At 49.0% G+C, this 26,286-nt stretch carries 24 protein-coding genes and 1 tRNA gene; 5 read left to right on the forward strand and 20 right to left on the reverse strand.

Going from position 1 to position 26,286, the window contains the following annotated elements; all coding sequences use genetic code 11:
* Window positions 1-13: 13 nt before the first annotated feature.
* Window positions 14-382: a hypothetical protein gene (locus KXJ70_RS12200; RefSeq protein WP_219043790.1), complete on the reverse strand. Its 369-nt coding sequence runs from the start codon at window positions 380-382 to the stop codon at window positions 14-16.
* A 564-nt stretch (window positions 383-946) separates the two neighbouring features.
* Here KXJ70_RS12200 and KXJ70_RS12205 point away from each other — a divergent pair.
* Window positions 947-1,036, forward strand: a tRNA-Ser gene (locus tag KXJ70_RS12205).
* Window positions 1,037-1,313: 277 nt separating this feature from the next.
* On the opposite strand, the gene rdgC is transcribed toward KXJ70_RS12205, so the two are convergent.
* Window positions 1,314-2,252, reverse strand: coding sequence for a recombination-associated protein RdgC (rdgC, locus tag KXJ70_RS12210; protein WP_219043791.1), 939 nt, complete (start codon window positions 2,250-2,252; stop codon window positions 1,314-1,316).
* Window positions 2,253-2,348: 96 nt separating this feature from the next.
* Window positions 2,349-3,977 carry a hypothetical protein gene (locus KXJ70_RS12215; RefSeq protein ID WP_219043792.1) on the reverse strand — a complete coding sequence of 543 codons (1,629 nt, stop codon included), beginning with the start codon at window positions 3,975-3,977 and terminating at the stop codon, window positions 2,349-2,351.
* A 415-nt stretch (window positions 3,978-4,392) separates the two neighbouring features.
* On the opposite strand from KXJ70_RS12215, the gene KXJ70_RS12220 reads away from it, so the two are divergent.
* Window positions 4,393-6,213 carry a cation:proton antiporter gene (locus KXJ70_RS12220; RefSeq protein WP_219043793.1) on the forward strand — a complete coding sequence of 607 codons (1,821 nt, stop codon included), beginning with the start codon at window positions 4,393-4,395 and terminating at the stop codon, window positions 6,211-6,213.
* A 21-nt stretch (window positions 6,214-6,234) separates the two neighbouring features.
* Window positions 6,235-7,149 (forward strand): haloalkane dehalogenase, encoded by a 915-nt coding sequence (locus KXJ70_RS12225; RefSeq protein ID WP_219043794.1) that lies wholly within the window; start codon window positions 6,235-6,237, stop codon window positions 7,147-7,149.
* A 45-nt stretch (window positions 7,150-7,194) separates the two neighbouring features.
* On the opposite strand, the gene KXJ70_RS12230 is transcribed toward KXJ70_RS12225, so the two are convergent.
* The 7 genes from KXJ70_RS12230 to KXJ70_RS12260 form a co-directional block, all read right to left on the reverse strand.
* Window positions 7,195-7,638 carry a nuclear transport factor 2 family protein gene (locus tag KXJ70_RS12230; protein WP_219043795.1) on the reverse strand — a complete coding sequence of 148 codons (444 nt, stop codon included), beginning with the start codon at window positions 7,636-7,638 and terminating at the stop codon, window positions 7,195-7,197.
* Window positions 7,639-7,943: 305 nt separating this feature from the next.
* A complete protein-coding gene (locus tag KXJ70_RS12235) occupies window positions 7,944-8,813 on the reverse strand; it encodes an amidohydrolase family protein (protein WP_219043796.1) in 870 nt (289 codons plus the stop codon).
* A 145-nt stretch (window positions 8,814-8,958) separates the two neighbouring features.
* Window positions 8,959-9,402 carry an HIT family protein gene (locus tag KXJ70_RS12240; RefSeq protein ID WP_219043797.1) on the reverse strand — a complete coding sequence of 148 codons (444 nt, stop codon included), beginning with the start codon at window positions 9,400-9,402 and terminating at the stop codon, window positions 8,959-8,961.
* 2 nt (window positions 9,403-9,404) lie between these two features.
* Window positions 9,405-10,505: an MBL fold metallo-hydrolase gene (locus tag KXJ70_RS12245; protein ID WP_219043798.1), complete on the reverse strand. Its 1,101-nt coding sequence runs from the start codon at window positions 10,503-10,505 to the stop codon at window positions 9,405-9,407.
* A gap of 106 nt (window positions 10,506-10,611) precedes the next feature.
* A complete protein-coding gene (locus KXJ70_RS12250; RefSeq protein ID WP_219043799.1) occupies window positions 10,612-12,777 on the reverse strand; it encodes a xanthine dehydrogenase family protein molybdopterin-binding subunit in 2,166 nt (721 codons plus the stop codon).
* Window positions 12,774-13,283, reverse strand: coding sequence for a (2Fe-2S)-binding protein (locus KXJ70_RS12255; protein ID WP_219043800.1), 510 nt, complete (start codon window positions 13,281-13,283; stop codon window positions 12,774-12,776). Before KXJ70_RS12255 ends, KXJ70_RS12250 begins: the two co-directional genes overlap by 4 nt.
* Window positions 13,284-13,511: 228 nt before the next feature.
* Window positions 13,512-14,180: an outer membrane beta-barrel protein gene (locus KXJ70_RS12260; protein ID WP_219043801.1), complete on the reverse strand. Its 669-nt coding sequence runs from the start codon at window positions 14,178-14,180 to the stop codon at window positions 13,512-13,514.
* A 463-nt stretch (window positions 14,181-14,643) separates the two neighbouring features.
* Between KXJ70_RS12260 and KXJ70_RS12265 the strand changes: the two genes are divergently transcribed.
* Window positions 14,644-16,185, forward strand: coding sequence for a fatty acyl-CoA reductase (locus KXJ70_RS12265; protein ID WP_219043802.1), 1,542 nt, complete (start codon window positions 14,644-14,646; stop codon window positions 16,183-16,185).
* Between the two features lie 90 nt (window positions 16,186-16,275).
* Here the strand turns inward: KXJ70_RS12265 and KXJ70_RS12270 are convergent, their stop codons facing one another.
* The 7 genes from KXJ70_RS12270 to KXJ70_RS12300 all read right to left on the reverse strand — a co-directional run bounded on the left by KXJ70_RS12270 (window position 16,276) and on the right by KXJ70_RS12300 (window position 21,001).
* Window positions 16,276-17,550: an NAD(P)/FAD-dependent oxidoreductase gene (locus tag KXJ70_RS12270; protein WP_219043803.1), complete on the reverse strand. Its 1,275-nt coding sequence runs from the start codon at window positions 17,548-17,550 to the stop codon at window positions 16,276-16,278.
* A 34-nt stretch (window positions 17,551-17,584) separates the two neighbouring features.
* Window positions 17,585-18,034: an RDD family protein gene (locus tag KXJ70_RS12275; RefSeq protein ID WP_219043804.1), complete on the reverse strand. Its 450-nt coding sequence runs from the start codon at window positions 18,032-18,034 to the stop codon at window positions 17,585-17,587.
* Between the two features lie 242 nt (window positions 18,035-18,276).
* Window positions 18,277-18,864 (reverse strand): DJ-1/PfpI family protein, encoded by a 588-nt coding sequence (locus tag KXJ70_RS12280; protein ID WP_219043805.1) that lies wholly within the window; start codon window positions 18,862-18,864, stop codon window positions 18,277-18,279.
* Between the two features lie 27 nt (window positions 18,865-18,891).
* Window positions 18,892-19,593, reverse strand: a complete 702-nt coding sequence (locus KXJ70_RS12285) for a glutathione S-transferase family protein (RefSeq protein WP_219043806.1) — start codon at window positions 19,591-19,593, stop codon at window positions 18,892-18,894.
* Window positions 19,594-19,639: 46 nt separating this feature from the next.
* On the reverse strand, window positions 19,640-20,077 hold the full coding sequence (locus tag KXJ70_RS12290; protein WP_219043807.1) for a DUF2721 domain-containing protein: 438 nt from the start codon (window positions 20,075-20,077) through the stop codon (window positions 19,640-19,642).
* 39 nt (window positions 20,078-20,116) lie between these two features.
* On the reverse strand, window positions 20,117-20,482 hold the full coding sequence (locus KXJ70_RS12295) for a Rieske (2Fe-2S) protein (protein ID WP_219043808.1): 366 nt from the start codon (window positions 20,480-20,482) through the stop codon (window positions 20,117-20,119).
* 39 nt (window positions 20,483-20,521) lie between these two features.
* Window positions 20,522-21,001: an Lrp/AsnC family transcriptional regulator gene (locus KXJ70_RS12300; protein ID WP_219043809.1), complete on the reverse strand. Its 480-nt coding sequence runs from the start codon at window positions 20,999-21,001 to the stop codon at window positions 20,522-20,524.
* A 316-nt stretch (window positions 21,002-21,317) separates the two neighbouring features.
* Here KXJ70_RS12300 and leuA point away from each other — a divergent pair, with 316 nt between their 5' ends.
* Complete coding sequence (leuA, locus tag KXJ70_RS12305) at window positions 21,318-23,009, forward strand: 2-isopropylmalate synthase (protein ID WP_219043810.1); 1,692 nt, start codon at window positions 21,318-21,320, stop codon at window positions 23,007-23,009.
* A gap of 85 nt (window positions 23,010-23,094) precedes the next feature.
* Here the strand turns inward: leuA and KXJ70_RS12310 are convergent, their stop codons facing one another.
* From KXJ70_RS12310 to KXJ70_RS12320, 3 genes are read right to left on the reverse strand one after another with little or no spacing between them, the layout of a single operon-like run.
* Entirely contained in the window at window positions 23,095-23,670 is a 576-nt protein-coding gene (locus KXJ70_RS12310; protein ID WP_219043811.1) for an RNA polymerase sigma factor, read from the reverse strand.
* A complete protein-coding gene (locus tag KXJ70_RS12315; RefSeq protein WP_219043812.1) occupies window positions 23,663-24,505 on the reverse strand; it encodes a hypothetical protein in 843 nt (280 codons plus the stop codon). The genes KXJ70_RS12310 and KXJ70_RS12315 overlap by 8 nt, the downstream gene beginning before the upstream one ends.
* Window positions 24,505-26,274, reverse strand: a complete 1,770-nt coding sequence (locus tag KXJ70_RS12320; protein WP_219043813.1) for a vWA domain-containing protein — start codon at window positions 26,272-26,274, stop codon at window positions 24,505-24,507. Before KXJ70_RS12320 ends, KXJ70_RS12315 begins: the two co-directional genes overlap by 1 nt.
* Window positions 26,275-26,286 lie beyond the last annotated feature (12 nt).

A 26,286-nucleotide genomic window follows, 5' to 3' on the forward strand; every position in this document is an offset into this window, starting at 1 on the left:
AAACCAAGTTTCACTACTTATACACTACCTGGCCACGATACATCTGACGGGTTTGCTGGCGCTCGGCGGGGACCTGGGACTGTGCCGGAAGTTCTTTATCGCGGTAAATCTTGGTTCCCCGATAGGTGACCTCCGTCGCTTGCCGAGCGTTAATGTCCTTCGCGACAGGTTTAGTGGCAGTCTCCAATTGAAATGGAATACCGGCAAGGGACATTATTTCCACCACCGTTTTACGCGTAAAAGGATCTCGGCTACGTTTGCCAATATCGCCCAAGCTAGGGAGAAGCTGCGGATCCGCAAGCCGAATTTTTGTCCCAAACTCAGCAAAAATGCGCGCCCGCAATTGCTGTAACAGCGTTACCATTTCCGGAGAATACACCATAGAACTCCTTCTTTTACGACGAAAACTGGATACGACTAGCGGTGCTGAGCGCGCAGGTCAACATACTTGTCTGTCATGAAGCAATAAGTGTTCCACTTGTTTTTTGCCCACCGAAGCGAGTACCTGAGTAAAGTTACCGCGAATTTGCGCACCAAATAAGAGCCTAGAAAAATAGCCGCACCACAATAACGCAATAGAAGAGAATCAAATTAAAAGGCCAATTGCCATTAGCATCGATTTTGGTTAGAGTAGCCGCCCTCAAAACGCGGTGCACACCACATTTTGAAAATCGGTAAACCGCTTGTAGCAGATTCCCGAAGTAATGACATAACGAGCACGCAGGTGTGCAACCTGACGCTCGCTAAACCATCTAAAAATGTACTGTAATCGATTTTAGTGAGGTGTCCGACAAGATTGTTTAGCAATCTTGGACGTTGGCGCTTTGCGACAACGGGGGGCAGCCCCGAGCTCTGATAAGAGCGAGTCATTGGCTGAAGGAACGAGCACCTTGTGCTCGCTAATTGGTAACACCAGCTAAGGCCAACGACAAGATATTTAAGAATTGGTGAGGTGTCCGAGTGGCTGAAGGAGCACGCCTGGAAAGTGTGTAACGGGTCAAACTGTTCGAGGGTTCGAATCCCTCCCTCACCGCCATAAAATAAATAACCCGGCCTCGCGCCGGGTTTTTTATTTATGTTGTATGAGTCGGTGAGAACCCTCGCCAGGGTTCGATAAATTGCGACCAGCAATTTAAACAAGCCGCGCTTCACAGCGGCGCAGCCCGCAGGGTCAAAGCAGCCCCTAGGCTGATTTGATTTATCCCTCCCTCACCGCCATTAAATAAATAACCCGGCACATGGCCGGGTTTTTTATTTGTTCTGTGTGGGGTGGTGAGAACCCTCGCTAGAGTTCGATTTATCCCTCCCAGCCATTAAGCTGCGCTGGAAATGACCTCGCCCTGCTCGCTCAAGTCTTCGCCGCCAAAGGCGCCTAAGACAGCGGGAATAAACTTGGCAAATTCCGCTGTCATAATCGCGAAATCAACATCAAACTGTTCCGCAGCGCTTTCCGTATTCACATCACCAATTTTGTCTTGAATTAAATCACCAAAATTTAACCGCTTGATGGTGAGTTGGTCATCGACAACGAATTCAATATCTCCGGTCCAGCGCAAGGCTAATTTATTCACAAACATACCGGCCTGAATATGGCTGCCTATTTCCGCAGCGCAAAGATTTTGATTTTTGCAGCGAATCACTGAACTTTCATCGGCTTTGTCTTTGAGTTCGCACTCCCCACCCAGTTCAAAACCGACGGGCGCCGCACCCTGGATTAACCATTCAGTCATTTGGTGTTGAGCAACGTTTTTCGCTTTGACGGGTATCACCGGAAGGCTGCCCAAAGACTCTCGCAGGAAGTTTAGTAACTCTTCCGCCTTGTTATGTGAAGCCGCGTTGACGATCAATAAACCTTGTTCCGGGGCGATATAGGCAAATACGCGATTTGAGCGAGTAAATGCGCGCGGAATTAAAGAGAACGTAATTTCGTCTTTCAACTCTGTACGCTCTTTACGGCCGGGTACGCGATCTTCCGCCAACTTAATTTCTTCGATCTTGTCGGCCAGCACCTCATTCACCACCGATGCCGGTAAAATTTTATCCTGTTTCTGGGCGCAGATCATGATGCAGCCATTGCCGGCGTGGATATATTCACTACCCTGATTACCCAAGGGCATTGTCCAACCGTAGCTAGATACATCCTGACTATTACAGGGTGTAAATGACTTTTCGGCGAGCTTTTCGTTGACCTCTTCGGCGGTCAGGGTGAAAGGTTTGGTAAAACGGTAGATAAGAAGATTTTTAAACCACATGTAAACGTCTGCCTGCACTGCTGTATATGAAGCTATCGAATTGATCGTGTATTGTATTACCTAAAGCGGCTCGATGTTTGAATAAATTTACCAAACTTAGGGTGACGAACCTTCACGCTTTGCAAAGTCTGCACTCATGTCCGCGCACTGCGCTTCATCGAAGTAGCGCTTGCAAACTTTCTCAAGTGCCACTCCGGGACTGCGTTCACAGCGCCAATCGCCCTCGTTGAAACTCTTGCCGCCGCGAGCACAGCGCTGCGTTGACTCATCCAGTAAAAGCGCTTCGCTCTGCTCGTACCACTTATCTAGATCATCTAAAATTTGTGCTTTCATTGCCGTCGCTGAATCGCGCTTGGCCGTATTCCAAGTAGCCAAGCGCGCGATGCCCTGACGCTGCCAGCTCGCCCACAAATTAGCCAAGCCGGCTACCTGGCCATCTTTTGCTATAGGTTGGTTTTCTTCGATATCTTTCAATAAGTCCGACTGAAGCTTGGCGAGTTCGCGGGACGATAAAATAGTATCGCCAAGCACGTCATTAAACTGCGCGTTTATACGATGCTTATACCACTCATAGCGGCTATCGAGCTTATCCCGAAAATCGTCGTCCGGTAGATCGAAGCTAGTGCTTTCTTGACCAAAGCCAAGGTATTCGGCCCCCTGCTCATCTGCCCGAATACCAATACCCACAGGCTTGCCCAGCTCGTAATTTCGGTAACTTTGCAATTGGCCATAGTGCATTACGGTCACTGGCCCGTGGTATAACCATTTTCCATCGTAAATGGCGTCAACGTTTACCGATGCCTTTGTGATAACACCGTGATGGTATATTCGCAGACGGTGAAATAAGCCGCCGTTATCAAGGTCTTTGGCCGCAATCTCTATGACTGACGCGGGGTAATCCTCGCTGAGCGCATAATATTTTGCATTCTCACAATCGTAGGCGAAAGCCTGCAATAACTTCTGTGGCACCGTTAGGTTGGGTGCACGCTCACACTCACCTAGCAGCTCGACATTAGAAAAACTTCCCGGCTCATAATAGAAATACTGAATGGGGTTCTGCACAATTTGGTAATTAAAATATTGCCGTTCAACCGTGTAAAACGTGTTATCTGCGCGCTGCGCGCTGACTTTTATGACACCTCTCGGCAAACCGTCACGAAAGCTGACATCTAAGCGGAAGGGGCCGGTCAAATTGCGATGCACTACAGGAAATGCTTCGGGCCGCCCCTCGGGGCTAATATCTCGCCGGTACTGTAGATATTGATTTTTGCCATCCATCGCCATTAGCGGCGGCGCGCGAAAAGGATGTAATTCTGGGTAGTGCGCTAACCAGTGGCTCCGCTTTCCCTCCGCAAGCACTCGCTGCTGTGAATCAACAATAGTAAAAGCGCCAAGAAAGGACAGACCGCTCACCGAGGCGTTTAATTTGAAATCACCGTTAAGTCTAATCTCAAGACGCTCATTATTACCGTCCGTATAAGACTGGCGTAACTCACCGCGCTGCGGATAGCCCTTGCTATTAAATTTCCCGTCAAATTGGCTGTTAGCTGCATCTTCATACGCAACACTACCCTCGAGAAATACATCACGCTTGTAAATTCCACTGAATATTGGAGCCACTTGGTCGTCAAGTGCAAAGCGCTTGTTTTCTACGTGACCTGCGCATCCACTTAACAGCAACACACATAGACACCACCATGCTGTATAGTTGTGTCGACTCGCCATACCCTGCTATCTCCTTATAGTCTTGTTATTTTTGCGCGATCAATCATACCCTAGTCGCGCGGATTTGAATTGAACTAATTCCCAACTTTGACTTAAGACACCTCTGATTAATTCGGTAACGCCTCAGGCTAGCAAAAATGACTCAGCCCCGTAGGGCGGGCCTCTTGCGCGCACTGGACTGCGTTGTGACACCGAAACGTCGGACCGTCATCACGGACAAGCAGCCTTGATCTCGGCAACTACTCCTGCGTTGCGCTACGTCTCTCACTCATGCAGTCGTTCGCGCCGCGTCGGAGTGCCGCATCACTTACCAGTGCGCGCCAGAGACTCCGGTGTGATAATCAGAGTTGCCTTAAATGCATTAAGCATGACATCTTGTAATACGTTGATATTAAAACCATAACGAGTCCAATTAATGACACACGCTTTAGTCAGTATTTTAGTCGCCGGTATTTTCTGCCAATGGTTGGCGTGGCGCTTTCGCCTACCCGCAATCGTGTTACTCGCAGCTTGCGGACTACTACTCGGTCCTATTACCGGCTGGATTCAGCCCGCCGAAGACTTCGGGGATGGCCTCACGGCAGTTACTTCCCTGTTTGTTGCGATCATACTGTTTGAGGGTGGGCTCAACCTACAGTTCCATGAACTGCGGGAAACCGCACAAGTCACCCGCCGGCTCACATCCATCGGGGTATTACTGGCATGGGGGATTGGCACTGCCGCCGCTCATTTCATTGGCGGCTTGGGCTGGGGAGTTTCTGCGTTAATCGGCGCTATCCTGGTTGTCACCGGCCCCACGGTAATAATGCCCCTGCTCAAACATGCCAAACTAAACCGGCGCACTGCATCCTATTTAAAATGGGAAGGCATTATCAACGACCCTATCGGCGTCTTACTTGCGGTGCTGGTCTATCAATATCTACTCTATTCTGGCGAAGGCCCTGCCATTCAGTCTATTTTTGCCAGCTTAGGCTTGGCACTAGCCACATCGGCGATATTAGGCGGCGGTATCGCCTATGGCTTGGGCTACTGCTTTCGCAAAGGCTGGATTCCTGAATACCTGAAAGCTCCATCCATTATCGCCTGCGTACTCGCAGTCTATGCCCTGTCGGACCTCGTGCAACATGAATCGGGTTTGTTGGCGACCACGCTCATGGGAATTGTTATGGGAAATATGGGGCTTCGCAGTTTAGACGAAATGCGACGCTTTAAAGAATACATCACCCTCATATTAGTCTCCTTCCTGTTTGTTGTGCTCACCGCATCGCTCACCAAAGCCTCTATACAGTCGATCCACTGGGAGCTAGTGGCAATGGTGCTGAGTTTTGTCTTTATTGTGAGACCACTGGCGGTATTTTTAGCAACCATCCGCACCGACTGCAGCTGGCAAGATCGAGTGCTGATCGCGTGGATCGCACCGCGCGGGGTAGTTGCCGCCGCCTCAGCTGGCGCCTTTGCACCGGCATTGATAGACGCCGGCTTCGAAGACGCCCAATACCTCGTGCCGGCAGTATTCATGCTGATATTCGCCACCATTCTCGCCCATGGCTTTTCACTTGGGCCGTTAACTAAACTACTGAAGTTAGGATCGCCAAGTAAGGGGCGAATCTTAATCGTCGGCGCCTCACCGTGGACAATTGAACTTGCAAGTGCCCTGAAAAAAATCAATCAGGAAGTGGTTATCGCAGATACTGAATGGGGGCGTCTACAAACGGCGCGCCAACAGGGTGTAGATACTTGGTTTGGGGAGGTGTTGTCTGATATGGCCGACGAAGCAATGGTGCTAGACAATATCTACACCGTGTTAGCGGCTACCGGAAACAATCACTATAACTCGATGGTCTGCAATCACTTTGCTCCCCACATTGGGCGCCACCGTGTATTTCAGCCTTACGATAGCGGTTACGAGCGCAATAAAAGAGTAGTGTCAGAGACCCGCCGAGGCATAACCGCGTTTTCAGGGAATACCACCTTTGCTGAGTTGTGGACCCGAATGATACGGGGCTGGACTATCCGCAAAACCGTTATAACCGAGACCTATAGCGAGAAAGATTTTCTCGCAAAGCTGCCTGAAGACGCCGTCCGTCTTGCCATAATCCCTGAAAACGGCAAACTGGAATGGCATAATCAAAAGACTCGCAAGCTGCAATCTGGCGATACCGTTATCAGCTTCGTGCCACCGGAAGTACGCGAATCTGAGGTTGAACTGGAGCCAACGCCCACCTTACCGGGATAATAATTAGACGAGGCAAACGACATGACACCACTCCGCACTCCAGACGATTGTTTCGACAATCTGCAGGATTACCCCTACTCGCCTCACTACATACAGCTGGACGATACCGAAGGGGGTGAGCTTCGAATGCATTATATCGACGAGGGGCCAAAGACGGCTCCCGTGATATTGTTAATGCACGGCGAACCAACTTGGAGCTATCTTTACCGGCATATGATTTCACCGCTGGCCGCTGCCGGCTTTCGCGTCATCGTGCCCGATTTAATTGGATTTGGTCGCTCCGACAAGCCCAGCGAGCGTCGCGATTACACGTATCAACGCCATGTAGATTGGGTGCGATCACTATTAGAACAACTCGATTTACAAAACATCAGTCTTTTTTGTCAGGACTGGGGCGGACTTATTGGCTTGCGGCTACTTGCCGAAGAGAACAATCGCTTTAGCCGCGCCATCGCTGCCAACACCATGCTACCCACCGGAGATCATCACCCCGGAGAGGCTTTCATTGAGTGGCAAAAATTATCTCAACATATTCCGGTGTTTACGGTGGGGAAAATCATTGCGGGCGCCTGCGCTAAGCCGGTCTCAGCCGAAACTATAAAAGCCTACGACGCCCCCTTCCCTGATGAAAGTTTCAAGGCTGGCGCACGGCAGTTTCCAATGCTTGTCCCGGTCACCCAAAACGACCCAGCGGCTGAGGCAAATCGCGCCGCCTGGCAGGTGCTTAGTAAAATGGAGAAACCTTTCTTAACCGCCTTTAGCGACAAGGACCCAATTACCGCAGCGGGCGAGCCGATTTTTCGCAAGATGATTCCCGGTACACAGGGACAAGACCACGCCACTATCATTAATGGCGGGCATTTTTTACAGGAAGATCAAAGTGCGAGATTGGTCGAGGTGATATTAAAATTTATTGCGGATACCAATCAGCTTTAATACGAATTAAGCTTGTGCGGCAATGACGCCGCACAAGCTCCATACTTACAATGCCATAAAGTCAGGCACATTGAATACCCAACTCTTTTCTTCTTTGCGACTGCTTATACGCCAGCCATCTGATGTGCGGCGATAGGTATCTACATACCAAAGCCCCAGCATAAAGACCTGCTTTTCCGCCCCCAACGGCATCTCCATGGGGTTAAAACACATCACTCGACCGCTGGCCGTGTCTCCCTCAACGGAAATTTGCACATTGGCATTTAAGTGTTGAGACGCACTAAACGCAGGCAAGGCTTCTTTTAAAAACGCCAACGTCGACGCCCTATCGCCAACAGAACCACCAAAGGCGCTGTAGTCGATATGCGCATCGGCAGTGAAAATATCATTTAATTCATCCACCGCTTTGCGATCAATAATGTCCGCATACTGATACAGCATATCTTGAATTTCAAAGCGATCAGACATTTCCTGCAGGCTTAAGGCCATTGTACTTCTCCATTATTATTTTATTTAGTATGAGACGTTGCACGATTGTTATGTTGCCTATGCCGGCGTCGTTTAAAGGCGCCTACTGTTGGCAAAACGCACCCAAAGCACTCGCTCCGCTCGCGGCGCAGGCGCTACTCAATCGTCATTTATAGCTATAAGCGCGAAGGTCAGTCCCGCCCTATTCTGTGCGCTGTTTCTTTGCCAGAAAACAAAATTCAGGCTCGTGCAAAAGTCTCAGTATGCTGGTTTCGCGCGCCGTCGTTTAAACGGCCGACGCGCAGAAAGACTTAAGGCACCTCTGATTAATCTAATTTAAACACTTTTCGTGCATTTTCCCGCAAAAACTTAGGCCACACTTCGTCTTTAAAAGGCACATTTGGCATGTCTTTAAAAATACGATCTAGCGACAGCCCCATCGGGAAGTAACCGGCGTACATGACTTTATCCGCACCACGGCTATTCGCAAATTTAATAATTTCTTCTGGATAGTGTTTAGGCGCAAAAGCACTGGTCATATAATACAAGTTGGGATACTTGAGCATTAACTTCCACGCCAACTTTTCCCAAGGCTCGGCGCCATGGCGCATAACAACTTTTAGCTCGGGGAAGAACCAGCAAACCTCATCAAGCAACTCGACTTTTTGTGGTGCCATTGGTAAACGCGGACCAGGAACACCAACGCAGGGGCAAAACGGGATATCCAACTCAACACATTTTGCGTAAATGGGATACCATTTCTTATCGTTATACGGCACCTGTGGACACAGACCAGAGGCAAAACCCGTAATTGCCTTTATGCCGTAATCCTTGTGCAGACGCACCATCTTACGGACTTCTTCCATGCCATTATTAGGATTGACTTCTAAGCTAGCAAAAAAGCGATCTGGATGACGTGCAAGTGCCTCTTTAGCAATCTCGTTGTGGTCGTCGATGCCCAGCATAGCGCGTTCGATATTGTGCTTATCCATTTGTTCAATGGTGTAAGCGATATAATCTTCTTTTTTACCGCTGTCAGGAATATCTTTGAACATATACTGCGCCGGCATTTTGAACATATTGCGGCTTTCTTCGTCCATCAGCAGTGGCTTCATAAATTCATACCACTGGCTATTGTCTTCGCCCGGCACGCTAAGCATCAAATCAATAACCTTAATATCATTTGGCATTGCCATGCAGTCGGCTCCTTAGGTGTATTGTAAGTATCGATGCGAGATTGCATCAGCTAGCGGACATTTTTGACGATGAAGGGGGTAATCACAATAACAATTGGCGTCATCCCTATAAGCAAAATCGGTCAGTTGAAATGTGTGAATTTGCTTATTTCAACGCCGCACGCAAGCGCTCAGCCATATCAGCCAGATCGCTCTGTGCGGCCGGCTTTCTGCCGTGAATTTGCATTGCTTTGCCATGAAAGCAGGGAATGAGATGAGTGTGGTAGTGAAATACAGTTTGCCCAGCAGCGCGACCGTTTAGCTGATGAACGCCTAAGCCGTCCGCACCGCTCACCCGCTTTACCACCGGCGCTAGCCGCCGCGACTGAATGGCCAATGCAGTAACTTCTTTTTCGTTAAGAGTGAATATATTGTCGTGATGCTTAATGGGAATAACGAGGGTGTGCCCCGCGGAGACCGGCGCAATATCCAAAAAACACATCACCTCGTCATCGCGATAAATAATATGCCCAGGCGCTTTACCCGAAATAATTTTACAAAAGATGCAGTTTTCCGCTGCCGTCTCGTCGCCAAATAAACCGCCCTGCACGCTTACACCTCCATCGGCCCTGCATCCAACTCGTGAACACCCTGATAAGGGCTGTGCTCCGCATCGATAGTTTGATACTGGTATACACCACTCGCATCTAGTTTTCGCGTCATTCGGCCCTCTGCACATAGATAATGCAAATGCGCTATCGCTTCGCCAAGCGCCAAACCCAACTGCGACATTTCTATTTTTCGAGCGAATAACACGCTAAATAAATCGATTGCTATTTTAGGCTCAACACAGGCCTTTTCGATAGCCGCCAAGTGCCCCTCATGATGGTCGATAAGGTAATCCAGGCGCGCGTGAACACCATAGAATGGTGCATTGTGTGCTGGCATGACCAAGGTATCGGCGTCCAGATCTCGTCGAAAACGACGCAAGGCGTCAAACCAGTCCTGCAACGGATTCGCTTCTGGCTCAGACGCCATCACGCTGACATTAGAAGTAATGCGGGGAATAATCTGGTCACCAGACAACATCAATTTGTCCGCTGCGCAGTATAGCGACACGTGCTCTGGCGAGTGACCGGCGCCGGTCATTATCCGCCAATCCCGGCCTCCTATTTGTAAAACTTGACCATCTTGCAAACAATTAAACGCGGTAGGCAAGGGTTCTACTACAGAACCAAAACCGCGCATTTTTGCGCCATCGCTTTCTAAATAATCATTACCTACACCGGCACGACGGTAATATTGCTCCGCAGTCCAGCTCATGTCGCCGGGAGGCAGCGTGGTAAATGCCCGAGCGCAATAAAATTCGCGGAAGCTCATATACAACGGTACCCGGAGGCTGCCACACAGCCACCCAGCCTGACCTACGTGATCCGGGTGCATGTGAGTACAAATAACGCCCAGCACGGGTTTAGATGCCATTTGATTTGCCAGCAGTAGCTGCCAGCGCTCGCGTGTATCACCGAGGTTTATCCCGGTGTCGACAATCCACCAGCCCTTATCGTCTTCCAATACATAAAGGTTTATATGGTCCAAGGCCATTGGCAGTGACATCTGCAACCAATAAACACCGCGAGCCACCTCGAGCCACTCTCCTTTCTGTGGTAGGTCGGCAAAAGGATAACGTATCTCAGAATCAGTGCTGCTACTCATAAAAGACCAACTTATTTATTACAGATACAACGATAACTTATGCCCACATGGGCATAAGTCTCTCGATCGACGCATACTCAGTTTAAGGGCACGCTAGAGCTTGGTGTCAACTTAACTTTAATGGCAATTGCCGCAAACGCTGTCCGGTTGCAGCAAATACCGCATTTGCCAATGCCGGTGCTAAGGGTGGCACACCTGGCTCGCCGACGCCCGTCGGTGATTCAGCGCTGGGCATAATATGGACTTCAATTTCCGGTGTTTCATTCATCCGCAGCATTTCGTAGTTGTGGAAATTACTTTGCTGAACCGCACCATCCACAACCGTAATATCCCCCTTCAGTGCTGCGGTAAGCGCAAAGACAATCCCTCCCTCCATCTGCGCCGACACAATATCAGGATTAACCGCGATACCACACTCGACCACACAGACGACCTTGTGGACCTTGATTTTCTTCCCTTCTATCGATACCGATACAACCTGGGCTACCATGGTATGGAATGACTCATGCACCGCAATGCCCTGGAACTGCCCCGCTTCAGGCTTACCCCAGTCTGCCCTTGCTGCCGCTTCCTCTATGACTTTTCTGCGCCGTGAATCTGCGGGCAAATGGTTTAAGCGGAATTGCAATGGGTCTTGCCCGGTTCTCGCAGCGAGCTCATCGATAAAGCTCTCCATGAAAAAAGCATTTTGCGAATGACCCACTGAACGCCAATAGCCTATGGGGATGCTCGTCTCTTGCATAATATAATCAGTCCGCATATACGGAAACTGATAGTCGTTTTCTACCAAACCTTCTGTCGCCGCCGGATCGGAACTGGCTGCCAAGCCTGCTAATTTATTGTGGAGACCATCGGGAATCCACTGCGGCATAAGCGTATTACTAACTGCCCCTACAAACTGCCCCATGATACTGGGGGCGGCAACCTTAGCCTGAAGACTAGTCACCACATTATTATCGATGGTCGCCGACATTTTGACTGAGGAGTTTGGCCGATAAAAATCACCGCGCATATCGTCTTCACGGCTCCAAACGACCTTAATGGGGAAGCCACTAAGTTGCGCCACCCGAGCGGCTTCGACCAAGTAATCGGATAAAATCCGCCGTCCAAAACCGCCACCCAGCATCTGGTTGTGAATGCGAATTTGCTCACGGCGGTATCCAGTTGCATCTGCAATCGCTGACAAGGCGATGTCGGGCGATTGATTTCCTGTCCAAATTTCGATGGATTCCGGGCTCACCACTGCTAAGGCATTCATTGGCTCCATTGTCGCGTGGGCAAGATACGGCACGTTATAGAGTGCAGTGACTTCGTCACCACTGGCAGCGCTTTGCTCGCCCTTCTCTTCAACATTTTTTCCTGATTCAGTTTCTAATAAGGTATGTCGCTCATTACGCAATGTATCGCTGCTTACCCCACTTAACGGGCCTTTTTCCCACTCAATCGTGACAGCAGAGGCAGCCTGCCGAGCCTGCCAATAGGTGTCAGCAACAACAGCTACTGCACCATCTACATCTAGCACAGTCCTAACGCCTGATTTCGCCAAGGCGGCAATTGCATCGAAACTTTTAGCCCTGCCACCAAAATCAGGTGATCTTATCAAAACAGCCGTTAAGGCTTCAGGATACTGAACGTCTATGCCAAATTGCGAGCTACCGGTTACCTTAGCTCTGGCATCTAAACGCTGATTGTAATAACCGATATATTTGAAATCCTGGGGCGCTGTTAAGGTCACCGCTTCTGGCGATGGAATCGTGCGAGCGGTATCAACTATGTCCGCGAATAGGATGTCACCGCTTGCATGAACGACCTTGCCATCTACGACACTGAGAGACGACTCCGGTAAATTCAGTTGCTGCGCTGCCGCTGATTTCAATATCGCGGCGAGCGTAGCAGCAGCTTCTCGAATTGAGACAAAACTCAATCGAACTGAGGAGCTTCCGCCGGTTATCATCACGTAGAATTCAGGGTCGCGAAAGTCTGGGTGGAACTCTGCGTGCTGCACAATTATTTGCGCAGGATCCATATTGAGTTCTTCGGCGGCCAAGGTCGTCAATCCAGTAAATACACCCTGACCCATTTCGGATTTATGAAGCTGCAGAATAACATCCCCTTCAGCCGTTACCTGTAGAAAGGCATTGGGCTGCAAGGCAGTTGAGCTCATATTTGGAAACGGTGGCGACTTGGAGCAGCCAGTTAAGTTGAAACCAATCGCTATTCCGCCACCCAATAAAGCGGTGCTTTTAATAAAATTTCGCCGAGACAAACTCATGATGCTGCCTCCGACTCTTTATCCACTGGCTGGTAATATTGCACGCTCAACTCTGCGGCACGATGAATCGCCTTGCGAACACGGGGATAAGTGCCACAGCGGCAAATATTGCCTGACATTGCGGCATCTATGTCGGCGTCACTGGGGGTTTGATTCGTCTCGAGTAGCGCGACCGCAGACATGATTTGACCAGACTGACAGTAACCGCATTGCGGTACACTCATTTCCAGCCACGCCTGTTGCACTGGATGTAAAACATCGTCAGCTGACGCCAGCCCCTCTATCGTCGTAATATTTCGGCCATCTACAAATTCGACTGGATAGCTACAGCTGCGGATCGGACTGCCGTCTAAGTGCACAGTACAAGCCCCGCACAAACCCATTCCGCAACCGAATTTAGTACCGGTCATCGCCAGCTGCTCGCGCAAAACCCATAATAGAGGGGTGCCAGAATCGACGGTCAGTGTTTGCGCCTGACCATTCAATGTAAAACTCAACTCAGCCATGTTTACTCCGATAACACTTGCAATGGGCACACTATACCGACACCGAAAACCAATGTCCTGTCAGGTATTACTGTGGGGAGGTAATTATGACGAAGGAGCGACACTATGCTGATTAAATCTTGTCCATAAAGCCAATGGACAACAATACCAAAAAGCCCTACTTTCTTTTGAAAATAGGGCTATCTAGTAAATAAGCGGAATTTAACTCGCAATACGCAAGACGTTTTGCTAGAAGCGCAGAACCATATCAACTGAAAAAGTGTCAGCTGCCGTCTTTATCGACTCGTCGTCATCTAAAATGTAGTGGTCGTACGCTAACGTCAAACTGGCGTTCTGCGCAATATCCATGCGGACGCCAATACCTGCATAGGGGTCCGTTCCTTCTACGGTGAACCGACCACTGCGACTGCTGTCCTCCAGCGTGCCATCTATCTCCCAACTATATACACCAAAGCGCGCAAATAGGCCGAATGGCTCGTTATAGGGTGTATGAACATTGATCCCTAGAAAAACACCGTCAGCATCGGCATCCATATCAACCCGACCAGCACTAAAGCCATTGGTCAACACCTGAGAGCCATCCGATATCGCACTCCCGCTAAGGGAACCTAGCGACGCATAACCAAACTCCAAACCGAGTTCCGGGCTGAAATCAAAGCCAAAACCAATACGGCCGCCGCTCGATTCGGTGTCCAGGGTAATGCTCGACAAGGAGCCATCACCGAAGCTGTAGCGAAAATCAGAACGATCAAAATCGAAGGAAGAGACACCAAGCCCACCGAAAACATACATCGCTGGGCCGCTCCGGTAGTGTTGACCGCTGCGCAGATGATCTGCTTCGGCAAACATCGGAAATAACGAAACAGCTGCAAGACTTAACAAAGGTAGCGTTTTCATTTTTTTACTCCGCACTGAGAATGCTTGCATTATGAATACCACTATCTGAATCAAGCCTGAACGCCCTAACTACCTTTGCGTAAGTAATTTTAGAATAAATATGCACGACTTTGACGCAGGCGTTTAGGCACTGCTTAAACATGGTGCAAGTGGCGTACATATAGCTAATTGAAACGTGAGTCGTTTAAAGCCGAATTAACAATAAAGCGGTTTAGTACACGGAGATCACGACCTGAGCGAATATTTCCACGCCACAATCCGACTAAATACTGTGCTTATCAATGCCGCAAATACTTGGCCTACTTGATGCATTGAAGGAATTACAAAGGCATTTATTAAACACTGCAACAAATACCGCCTCAGCACTGTCACATTAGGGTCAAAGAGTTTCGCTAATATACAAAACAACGCGTTCTGGAAATATAACCGGTTGCGACGGAAGCAGCTAACGGGGTCAAATTAAATGGATACAAGTAATGATGTTTCACAAACCCTACTTCAGCTCAAAGGCAAGCATGTCTTGATTACCGGCACTACCGGCTTTGTCGGTAAAGTTATGCTGGAAAAAATCATGCGTTCCGTACCCGACATTGGCGGTGTTTACCTATTGATTAGAGGCACTAAAAAATACGCCAACGCGGGCAATCGCTTCGCCAATGAAATTACCTCATCATCTGTATTTGAATTTTTGAAACTAAACGCACCAGACTATTTTAACGATTTTTGTCACGGCAAAATCCACTGCATCACTGGAGAGATAACAGAATACCAGTTTGGTTTGCCGCGGATTGAATTTCGCGACTTAGCAGCCAAAATTGATGCTGTTGTGAACTGTGCTGCAAGCGTGAACTTTCGCGAAGAGCTAGATCGTGCCCTTAAAATAAACACCTACAGTCTGCGCAATATTGTCGAATTATCTGACCTCGCAGGTAATATCCCCGTCATCCAGGTCTCAACCTGCTACGTCAACGGTTACAATAAAGGGCATATTCATGAATCCCTCTCTGTACCCGCTCGTGTAGACATTCCTCGCCATAGAGAAGGCTATTTTGAAGTCGGCAATTTAATCGAAGAGCTCGAACTGAAAATCAATCAAACGCAGCAAAAATATGAAGGTACGGAGTTAAAAAGACAACTCGTAGATTTAGGAATCCGTGAAGCACACACCTGTGGCTGGAACGATACCTATACGTTTACTAAGTGGCTGGGTGAGCAATTGCTACTCAAATCACTTAGAGGATATTCATTAACACTGCTAAGACCATCTATTGTAGAAAGCACATTGCGTGAACCTTCACCGGGCTGGATAGAAGGTGTAAAAGTAGCCGATGCCATTTTACTCGCCTACGCCAAAGAGAAAGTGACCTTCTTTCCTGGCAAACGCAGCGGCGTTATTGACGTGATTCCCGCCGACTTAGTCTCAAACAGCATCCTTCTTTCTCTGGCAGAACAATTTAAGAGCCCAGGCAAACACCATATCTATCAATGCTGCAGTGGTTCGGCAAACCCATTAACACTCGGAAATTTTATTGACCATCTCATGACCGAAGCGAAGGAGAATCACGGTAGCTACGACAAACTATTTTCGAGACAACCCCGCAAGCCTTTCATTGCCGTCAATAAACGCGTGTTTAATGCCATTGCATTTTGCTTGGGCGCAGTCCTCTCGGCGGTAAGCCAAACACTAATCCGTTTAGGGTTTAAGCGCGGCCTCAAAGCCCATCGCAACTTAGAAGCGGCAATGACACTATCAACCCTTTTCTCGTTTTATACCGAACCAGAATATGTTTTCCATAACGACAAACTAATGGATCTAGCAAAACGCATGGGCAAAGCAGATCAAGACCTTTTCCCGGTAGATTCAAAAGCAATCGGATGGGAAAATTACTTGCGAAAAATTCATATGGCGGGTTTAAATTGCTACGCCTTAAAGGGACGTAAACAAGCACTCAATAAAGTCAGCAATACAAGCCTTGTCAGTAGCAGCGAAAAACAGGCTGCTTGATATCTCGCAAGGTGGTGTGAATGCTAAGTTTAGCTCCACACCACCAAACAACCACCGTTAGTGACGTTTTTGTAAATTAGAAGCCGTAGCTTAGTGGAGCTTCAGTCGTGGTCTTAGCAGTCGGTTAAACCGCCCCGCCATCAATAACATCAATGTCCGCAGCCAACCGTAGATCGCAGCTTGATGCAGCCGATACAAACTGACGTACATCATGCGCGCCATCCAGCCTTCAATAAAGAAGCTGCCACCGCGCACACTACCCATCAGATTTCCTAGGGCAGAATACTCCGACAGTGACACCAGTGAACCGTGATCGCGATATCTAAAAGGCTTCAGCGGTTCACCTTTTACAATGCGTAGTAAATTGGCTGCGGTGTGATTAGCCATTTGCTGAGCAGATTGTGCGCGTGGTGGCACATTTTTACCTTCAACAAGCTCACAAGCACAGCAATCGCCTATCGCAAATATTGCTGGGTCTGCCGTTTGTAAATTTGGATCAACCACTAACTGATTGATACGATTGACCTCAAGGCCCCACTGTTTCAGTACATCCGGCGCCTTAATCCCCGCGGCCCAAACTAGCAAGGCTGCATCAATTCGCTCACCATCACCCGTGATAAAACCGTTTTCATCCGCTTGTTTGACCATCGTAGAGGTATGTACCTTAACCCCCATATTTTCAAGCTCAGCCTGTGCAGCACTAGCAATTTGTTCACTCAGTGCAGGCAACAAACGAGGACCCGCCTCAATAACATGGACTTGCAAACGGCTGCGATCCAACTCTTTATGTCCATAGAGTTTCAGCAAAGCAACGGCGTGATGAATCTCAGCAGCGAGCTCCACGCCTGTTGCGCCGCCACCAACAATCGCTACCGATACCGTGTCACGATAAAAGTCGGCGCTTAAGCAGTGATTTAAAAAACGCTCATGGAAGCGGTCAGCTTGCTCGCGGGTATCTAGGAACAAGCATTGCTCCCTAACGCCCAGCGTATTGAAATCGTTACCTAGACTACCCACGGTGATCACCAGATAGTCATAGGGAATTCTGCGCTCGGGCAGAATTTCTTTGCCACTTGGACCAGTGGCAGGCTCTAGAATAATTTCTTTGTTCTCACGATCAAGGCCGCTCATGCGTCCCTTAGAAAAGCTATAATGATTATGATGAGCGTGGGCGCGGTAGTCCACCGCATCTAGGTCTGAATCTATAGCTCCTGTGGCAACTTCGTGAAAACGGGGCTTCCAGATATGACTAGCACTGGCATCTACTAGCGTTATATTGGCTTTACCGCGCTTCCCTAATCGGCGGCCCAACTTTGTCACCAACGGCAATCCACCTGCACCACCGCCTACAACCACGATATTCATACTCGTACCTCTACAACTATTAATTCATATTCCTTTACTCTTCGATACTTGACTGGCTTTCATCATCACTTACCACTACTACAGTGCCGGCAATTTTATCGTGCCATCCCTGCTTTTTGGGATCTAAGGCCACCCAAAGAATACCGAGGAACAAGGGAATCATAGACACGTAATAGCCAATATATCGCAGTACAAATTGCGTGGTCGTCGGCTTAGCTCCAGTGCGCGCATCTACTATGAGTAAACCGGTCATCATTTTTCCGGGGGTTGCCGACTTGTAAACCCAAAACAAAATCACAGCTAGCGGCGGCAACAGGTAATTTAACAACACATCCAAACCGGTGCCCATTCCTGATCCATTTACCCAATAAGCGCGACCGGAGATAGCCGTTATCAAAGGGCCTAGTAACAGCAAAATTAATAATGTATCAATGATCGACGCACCTACGCGCACCCAGAAACCGGCATAATTCGGTTTGCTCATAAACAACACTTCTCTGTTTGAAATGAGGATTTAAAAAGTGGAATAAGACATAGACAAGTATGCGCGAAAAGCGGGCCTGTAAAGGCACATCGGCTTATAGCTTAGCTGCAAGATGTCACTTAATTAGGGATCTAAAATTGATACCAAGGGTAACGCTACTCAAATTCTAGCGCCAGCACTTCCTTACATTAAAAGCAAAAATAATCCCACCGCAGTATTGACTATACAATCAATACTCGCACTCACACTTCTGGCCAGATCCAATCAAACTCCATTTGCTTTGCAGTACGAACGGCTAATTCGCTTCCCTGCAAGCGTCCGACAATATACAAGCTCATGTCAATGCCGGCAGATATACCGCCGGAGCTAATAATATTACCGCTATCTACCCACCGCGTTTCTTCGCAAACGTGTAGATTCGGGAAGCGTTCACGCAGGCTGACAACATCTTCCCAGTGGGTTGTTACCTTGTGATCTGTTACCACATCCGCGGCTGCCAACAAAAAAACACCTGTACACACCGAAGCGACCAAAGACGCCTGCCCAGACTGAGTTTTGATCCAGGAAAGGACTGCCGGCTTATTCATTTCCAGATCATGTACACCACCCACCACAATAAGAAGATCAATAGTCGGATGATTAGCGAAATGATAATTAGGGTTGACCGAAAAACCCGCTCTGGCTAACACAGGCCCCGGCTCTTCTGAAATTAAAAAAACCTCAAATGGTGGCGACTCGCCGCATAGTCGCGAAGCCGTCGAAAACACCTCAAACGGTCCGGCAAAATCGAGAACCTCGGCATTCTCGTAGCAGTATATTCCGACGTTCATCAAGCCACTCCCACTGAACGATAAGAGTTATACATAATAGCGCGCATGAATTTGCTGACAGTAACTCGTCAAATTCTCGTAGCGCTTGGCGATAGTATTAAACTCATTATCGATGGTAACCAGCACAAACTCAGCCAAAAAAGCAAACACACAGGCATCGAGAAAACTCGGTTTATCCGTCATAAAATAAGGCTTGGTCCCTAATAAAATCGACAAGCTATCCATGGTGTAAACAAATATCTGTTTGACTTCATCTTTAGAGTGCCGCCCCATCCCCTGCTTATAAATGGTCGAACGAACGTTCTTACGAACCCACCAGGCCGCGCCGTGATTTAGAGGAAAAGGTAAAGAGCCAAAAAATGCTGCCTTAGTTTGCGGCCATGTATCTTCACAGACCCATCGGGAATAGAGCAAACACCAATACAGATTTTCATCCAGCGACTTGGCTATGAGATACGCTTGCGCTCGCTGCTCAGGGCTTAAAGCCGAACTCATGGTCACGTCCGCTTTAGCATTTAAATAATCTAAAATGAAGGCTGAATCAGCGATGGTTTTATCGCCATCCACGATATAGGGTAACTTGCCTTTAGGCGCATTTTGCAAATTAGAAATTGCGGACTTGCGTTCAAATTCTAATCCAGCCATGCGCAGATACACATCCACTTTCAATACAAAGGGGCTGGCGTCTACCAATCCAAAAGCTTCATTAAACCCATACAAGGTAATCATCGTGGCCTCCGTGGCAAATCACCCAATCTACGTTCAAATAGTTCTGTTATGGCCCATTCAGCATTATGCGTGTCGCCAATTGAATTTCACGTAAAAACCCCGTCAATGCAGCGATCAAAAAGCACATCGCAAACACAAATAAAGACGCTACTACCAAGCTGCTATTCCAGCCGATGACCGCGCTGATAAACAATAGTGCTATGACCATACACACCAGCAAGGCGCTAGCGGTACTGAAGGCAATAGCTCGGTGCACAACCCGCGCACGACGGGTCAACATCCCCAGCTCATCTCTAATTGTCACGCCGCGTGTGTCGCTGACAGATTCTAGACGATGATGAAGATTGCGACTGCGATCAATAATCCTCGCGAGTCGGTTTGTAAGAACATTTAAAATACCACCAATACCCGCAAGCAAAAACACCGGTGCTACCGCTTGCTGGATTGCATGAGTAATGGTGACAACTTCGATATCAACTGCCATGTACGTCCCTAACGCGTTACGCGCGACAACAACTACAACTTATATATGAATAAAAACTTGCTCGCCTTCACACTCTACTTTAAAGGTATTCAATGCCTGTGGCGATTTACCTAGAGCAATCAATTTGTGCGTCCAGCCTGGCATGGGTATACCGATAAAGGCGTTAGTCCAATCGACGTTTTCACCGGTCAGCAAATTAAAACTGGAACCATGGAAGGGACACACCACCGCACCATCGCAGACTTTGCCCTTAGCTAAGGGCAAACCTAAATGAGGACAGCGATTTTCGACTGCGCAAAGCTGGCCATTTATCTTGCTCAGCAATACTTTTTGACCATTCACCGTTTTACTTAATAATGCATCACTTTGAATATCGTCTAGATTTGCTACAAATATTTTTTCCATGTATCCCCCTAGTTAGACAAACCGATTCCGTCAACGGTATTAATTGCTCTGGGATGACAACAAGGGCAGCGAGGTTTTGTTCACCGGCGACTTCATCACAAAGCTTGAGTGTACGCCGGTCACACCATCTATTCGAGTGATCTTATTTAGCAGCAGTGCCTGAAACCCGTCCATGTCGGCAACGATTACCTTTAGGAGATAATCCGCTGATTGCCCGGTAATCAAATGGCATTCTAATACCTCCGGATACGCGCCGACATGACGTTCAAAGTTTTCAAAGCGCTCAGGCGTATGCCTGTCCATACTAATCTGTATAAACGCCATCAAATTAAGCCCAAGGGCACGTGCATTGAGTACGGCACGATATGCACCGATAAGCCCCGCTTCTTCCAAGCGTCGCACACGCCGAAGGCACGGCGACGGCGACAAACCGATGCTATCAGCCAAATCCTGGTTACTAAGTCGACCGTCTTCCTGCAAGGCTTCTAAAATGCGTCTATCATAGGCATCTATATTCATTAAATTTCAACCTTACTCACATTAAAGGCATTATATTCTACTAATTTAACTTTATACGCAATTAGTCGCTATTATTTCTTTAAATCAAGCACAACTTCGCAATCCTCTGCCAATGCCAATTCCCTATACTGGGAACCGTGGAGTTACCGCTCCGCACAACACGTCCCGCTGACCGCCACACCCCGCTCTCAGCGAGCACGACAGTAGACCCTTTTACAAAAAGCGTCTAAGCATAAACGGCAAAACGCCCGGCACACCGGGCTCCGCCGCTGGACATACAACAAACCAAACATACCAATAGAGGAAATATCAGATCATGGGCGAATTCAACCACCGCAAATATCAGCCCGCGCCACAAATCGCTATGCCTAACCGTCAGTGGCCCAACAACACGATCACCCAAACCCCGCAGTGGTGTTCGGTTGATTTACGAGATGGCAATCAGGCTTTGGTTGAGCCCATGAACGTGCAACAAAAACTCCGTATGTGGGACCTGCTAGTCAAACTTGGTTTCACCCAAATTGAAGTCGGCTTCCCCGCGGCATCACAGCCCGACTTTGATTTTGTGAGAGCACTCATCGACGGCGACCGCATTCCAAGCAATGTCACTATTCAGGTACTGACTCAGGCACGCGAAGAACTGATTGCACGCAGCTACCAAGCGCTGAAAGGCGCAAAGAATGCCATCGTGCACGTTTATAACTCCACCAGCCCGGTGCAGCGCGAGCGAGTATTTGGTCTAGACAAACAGGGCATCGTCGACATCGCGGTGCAGGGTGCGAAGTGGGTGAAGGAATACGCAGCTCATCAGCCAGAGACAAATTGGTCATTTCAGTACTCACCAGAAAGTTTTAGCAGCACCGAGGTTGAATTTGCCGTTGAGATTAGCGACGCAGTGATTGCGGAATGGCGAGACAGCGGTAATCAAATCATCATCAATCTGCCAGCTACTGTCGAATGTGCCAGCCCCAATGTGTTCGCCGACCAAGTCGAGTGGTTCTGTAATAACACCCGGTACCGTAAAGATATTACCGTGTGCGTACACACCCATAATGATCGCGGCTGTGGCGTTGCCGCAGGTGAATTAGCGGTAATGGCCGGCGCAGACCGAGTTGAAGGTACCCTGCTTGGCAATGGCGAACGCACCGGCAATATGGATATTGTCACCATGGCAATGAATCTATACAGCCAAGGTGTCGACCCCGGACTGAATCTGGCGGATATGGACGAAATCATTGCAGTGGTCGAACACTGCACAGCCATTCCGCTGCACCCGCGTCACCCCTATGCGGGCGAGCTGGTGTTTACCGCATTCTCTGGCAGCCACCAGGACGCCATCCGCAAATGCCTGAGCAAACAGCAGGACGACGAACATTGGCAAGTGGCCTACCTGCCGATTGACCCCGCCGATTTGGGTCGCAGCTACGAAGCGGTCATTCGCATTAACAGCCAGTCTGGAAAAGGCGGCGTAAGCTGGGTGCTGGAAAACGACTACGGCCTGCAATTGCCGCGCTGGCTGCAAATCGATGCCAGTCGCATGGTGCAGGCGCGCGCAGAAGAGATTTCGGGCGAAGTGACGTCGGCGCAAATATGGGAATTGTTCGACGCTCACTATTTACAAGCGCACAAAAATATTCGCATTGAAAACTTTTCTGTGAGCCAGGACAACACAGAGAATGCAGGCCAAGATGTATTGAGTCTCAGCTTTAAGAATCAATCCGGCAGCACTGTTTTAAAAGGTCATGGCGACGGCGCCATCAGCGCACTGGTTGATGCATGGCAAAATGAGTACGGCGACAAGATTGAGATCTTGGACTATCGCGAACACGCCTTGGGCAGCGGCACAGATTCCCAGGCTATCGCCTATGTTCATTTATCGATTAACAACCAACGCTATATCGGCATAGCAAAACATCGCGATGTAATTTCGGCCTCGTTGCAAGCAGTGCTCAATGCTTCGGTGCAGGCTGCATCTAATAGTGCAGAAGCCGAACGGTTAGCAAGTTAGTTCACCCTGTAAAAACCAAAAAGCCGCACTGAATTTTCCAGTGTGGCTTTTTTTATAGCCATCACTAACCACCGCAAATTGGCAGTTAGTTTGTCAGACACTTATCTATATAGAATCGCAACTTGCGCTTGATTTGGCTCATAAATTCGCGGGTCGCACCGTAGCTTCGACCAAGCAGTTCCGACACAGCACGAAGATCTAATTCATCGTCCATTACCCATGACAAGGCTTGCGCTCCGTCTGGATGGTCGCGGCTGAAAGCTGACATTTGCCCTTCAATACAGGCCTTTAATCTGCCCTCATCGTAGCTGTCGTTGTCATAGTGTCCGGCGTCAACTACAGCATCATCACCATCCACATACTCTGTTGATTTGTCTGAACTGCGATAGCGATCAGCCAGCTTAGATCGTACCACCGACCACACCCAGCCACGACCCTGCCCCATCGCTGTAAAGTTATCTGCACGGGCGATTAAGGATATAAAAATGTCGTGAAGAACATCTTCAGCCTCGTGTAATGGCACGCCCCGAAGTGTAAGGAATTGGGTCATTTTTCCGGCAAAGGCTATGTAGAGCTGGGTAACGGCTCGTTTGCGGGTATCGCCACCTTGCTGCAGGTCAATAATAAGCGCATCGATATCCACGTTGCTTAAACTAGTCATCGCTAATAATGACCTCAATGTTAAGCTCTACGTCTATCGGCCACTCGCCATCCTTCGACGCCTCAGGCAGCTTCGCTAACCATTGTTCCTTTGCTGCTTCATCATAAAGAACAAGTATCCAAGAACCCTCTTCATCGCCTTTGCTTAGAGAAAGCACCTCTGGATTCAACTCCAATAACGCCTGCCATTGAACTAGATTTAAAGTCAGCCTTACTGGATGCGCTGCATTCTCAGCCTCTGACGCCATATCCTCTATGAGCCTGGACTCTGCCATGTCTGCCGCAAATCCCTGAGCGCGATATTCGCTTAGGTCTTTCTCTTTAGGCCGCGATGAGAGCGCCTGCGGCTTAGCCGGCGCTGCCATTGCAGCGGGTGATTCTTCCGCGCCTGCGCGGCCTGCAGTGTCGCTCTGCATCGTCGCTTCGCGCTCCTCGGCGATCATGGCGTTGCTAAATGCGGGCGATGCATTTTTAGTCGATTCAGCCTTGCTAAAGCGCGCTTCTGACTCTTGCAGTGCCGCTTCATGTAGCGGCTTATCAGTCACCGCATAGTTCAGAACCAGACTGACACCAACAAGCAATACCGCCGCGTAGCCAACAAATTGCAGGCGTTTAGAGCGAGGTATCGACCGGGATGGCGTGGCAGTTTCTTCGTAAAGGCCTTCGCTGGCAAGACGCTGATGCAATCGCTTAAGGGCGAGCTCGTCTGTTTGTTCAAGTGAATCCGCCGCCCGCAAACCCGAGCGAACAGCCTCCATAACCGCCCGCTCTTTTGGGGATTCACATGCGGCGGGGTCCGCCAGCCGCTTTAGCCAATATTCAATATCGTCTGTCATTACTCTTGCGCCAGCACCATAGGAGTGAGTCGTTCAATCAGTTGAATAAATTCTGCACGCTTAGCGTCAGCCTGTTTAAATGTGACCGCCTTGGCACGGTGCAAAACACTTTGCAGACTTGACGATCCCACATGCTCAGACTCAGATAATAGCAGACTCAATTCAGCCACCGCAGACGCCCACTGTAAGTCGGCGCTCGCCGCCTCGATCGCTTTGGCTTTGGTGGTCATCAGGTGATCAAATTCAATTCCTTTGTCACCGTCGGGCTGCTTGTAGCGCAACTTCACATAAGCCAGCTCCATGGCCTTACTCCCGGCTGGGACACTGGTTTGATAGCGGCGTTCAATATCAGGCGTCTCACTGGTGCCTGCGGGGATAATCTCGTAAAGTGCGACCACCGAGTGTCCGGCGCCAATTTCGCCAGAGTCCTTTTTATCGTCCCGGAAGTCTTCCGCATTCATCACCCGCGATTCATAGCCCAGCAAACGATACTGCGCAACCGCAGCGGGATTAAATTCAATCTGTACTTTGACATCTTTGGCCGCAATATGCAGAGTCCGAGTTAACTCCGACTCAAATAGCCGCTGCGCCTCTATGTCGGAATCCAAATAATGCGCTACACCGTTGCCAGCCTCGGCGAGCACCTGCATCTTAGCGTCTTGGTAATTGCCGCTGCCCATGCCAATCACACTTAGAAAAACCCCACTTTCGCGCTGTTTTTTAATCATCGACTTCAGCTCACCGTCGCCGCTCACTCCGACGTTAAAATCACCATCGGTGGCCAATATAACGAGATTAGTGACGTTTTTATCATACTGCTTGCGGGCAACATCATAGGCCAACTGGATGCCTGCACCGCCAGCTGTAGATCCGCCCGCACTAAGACTAGCCAGAGCTTGATGAATTCGCTCACTCTCCGTTACAGGTGTTGGTGGCAACACCAATCCCGCGCTGCCCGCGTAAGTCACTATCGCAACCTGATCCTGGGGTTTTAGGTTTGCCAGTAATGTTTGAAAACTGCGAATCAACAGCGGCAATTTATCACTGCTATTCATTGATCCTGATGTGTCCAACAAGAAGGTAATCCGTGCGCCTTTATCACTGCTTGCGGTCACATCGCTGGCTTTTACACCGATCATTGCGAGACGATGCTTCGGGTTCCAGGGCGCAACGGCGTAATCAGACATAACAGATATCGGATGGCCATCACTGGGCTGGGGGAAGTTATAGTCAAAATAATTGACCATTTCCTCTAAACGCACACTTGATGGTAGCGGCACGCCACCTTGATTGATTTGGCGGCGAACATTTGAATAGCTCGCTGAATCCACCTCTAAGCCAAAAGTCGATAATGGCGACAGCGCAACGGATAGAAATCGATTCTCATTCCTAGCGCTATAGTTTTCACGATCAAGCGGCGGGGGCTGTGGAGCAAAACTGGACGCAATCATCATGGATGCCGCCATGCCTGAAACAAATTTACGTTGCTCATTCACTCGGCGCTTCTCTGACTCAGCGACCGATCTGTCGCCAGCGGCCGCCTTCGGGGCTGCAGTCTTGATAAATTTATGCTGAGGGTGTGGAGGGTTGGTAACAGATTGGCGGCTAGCGTAATCCTGAGACGCCGTGGTATCGACTTCATTTATGGCATGCCCTTGGGGCAGACCGGTGCTGGTTGTTTCCGTAGATATGAGTTTTTCGGAAGTCTCAAACACATAGAATGAGACCGCAATGACGAGAAAAAGGCAAAGGCTGATAATATAACGCATGGTTGCTCTCCG

This window comes from Zhongshania aquimaris (assembly GCF_019312595.1).
GTDB classification, from domain to species: Bacteria; Pseudomonadota; Gammaproteobacteria; order Pseudomonadales; family Spongiibacteraceae; genus Spongiibacter; species Spongiibacter aquimaris.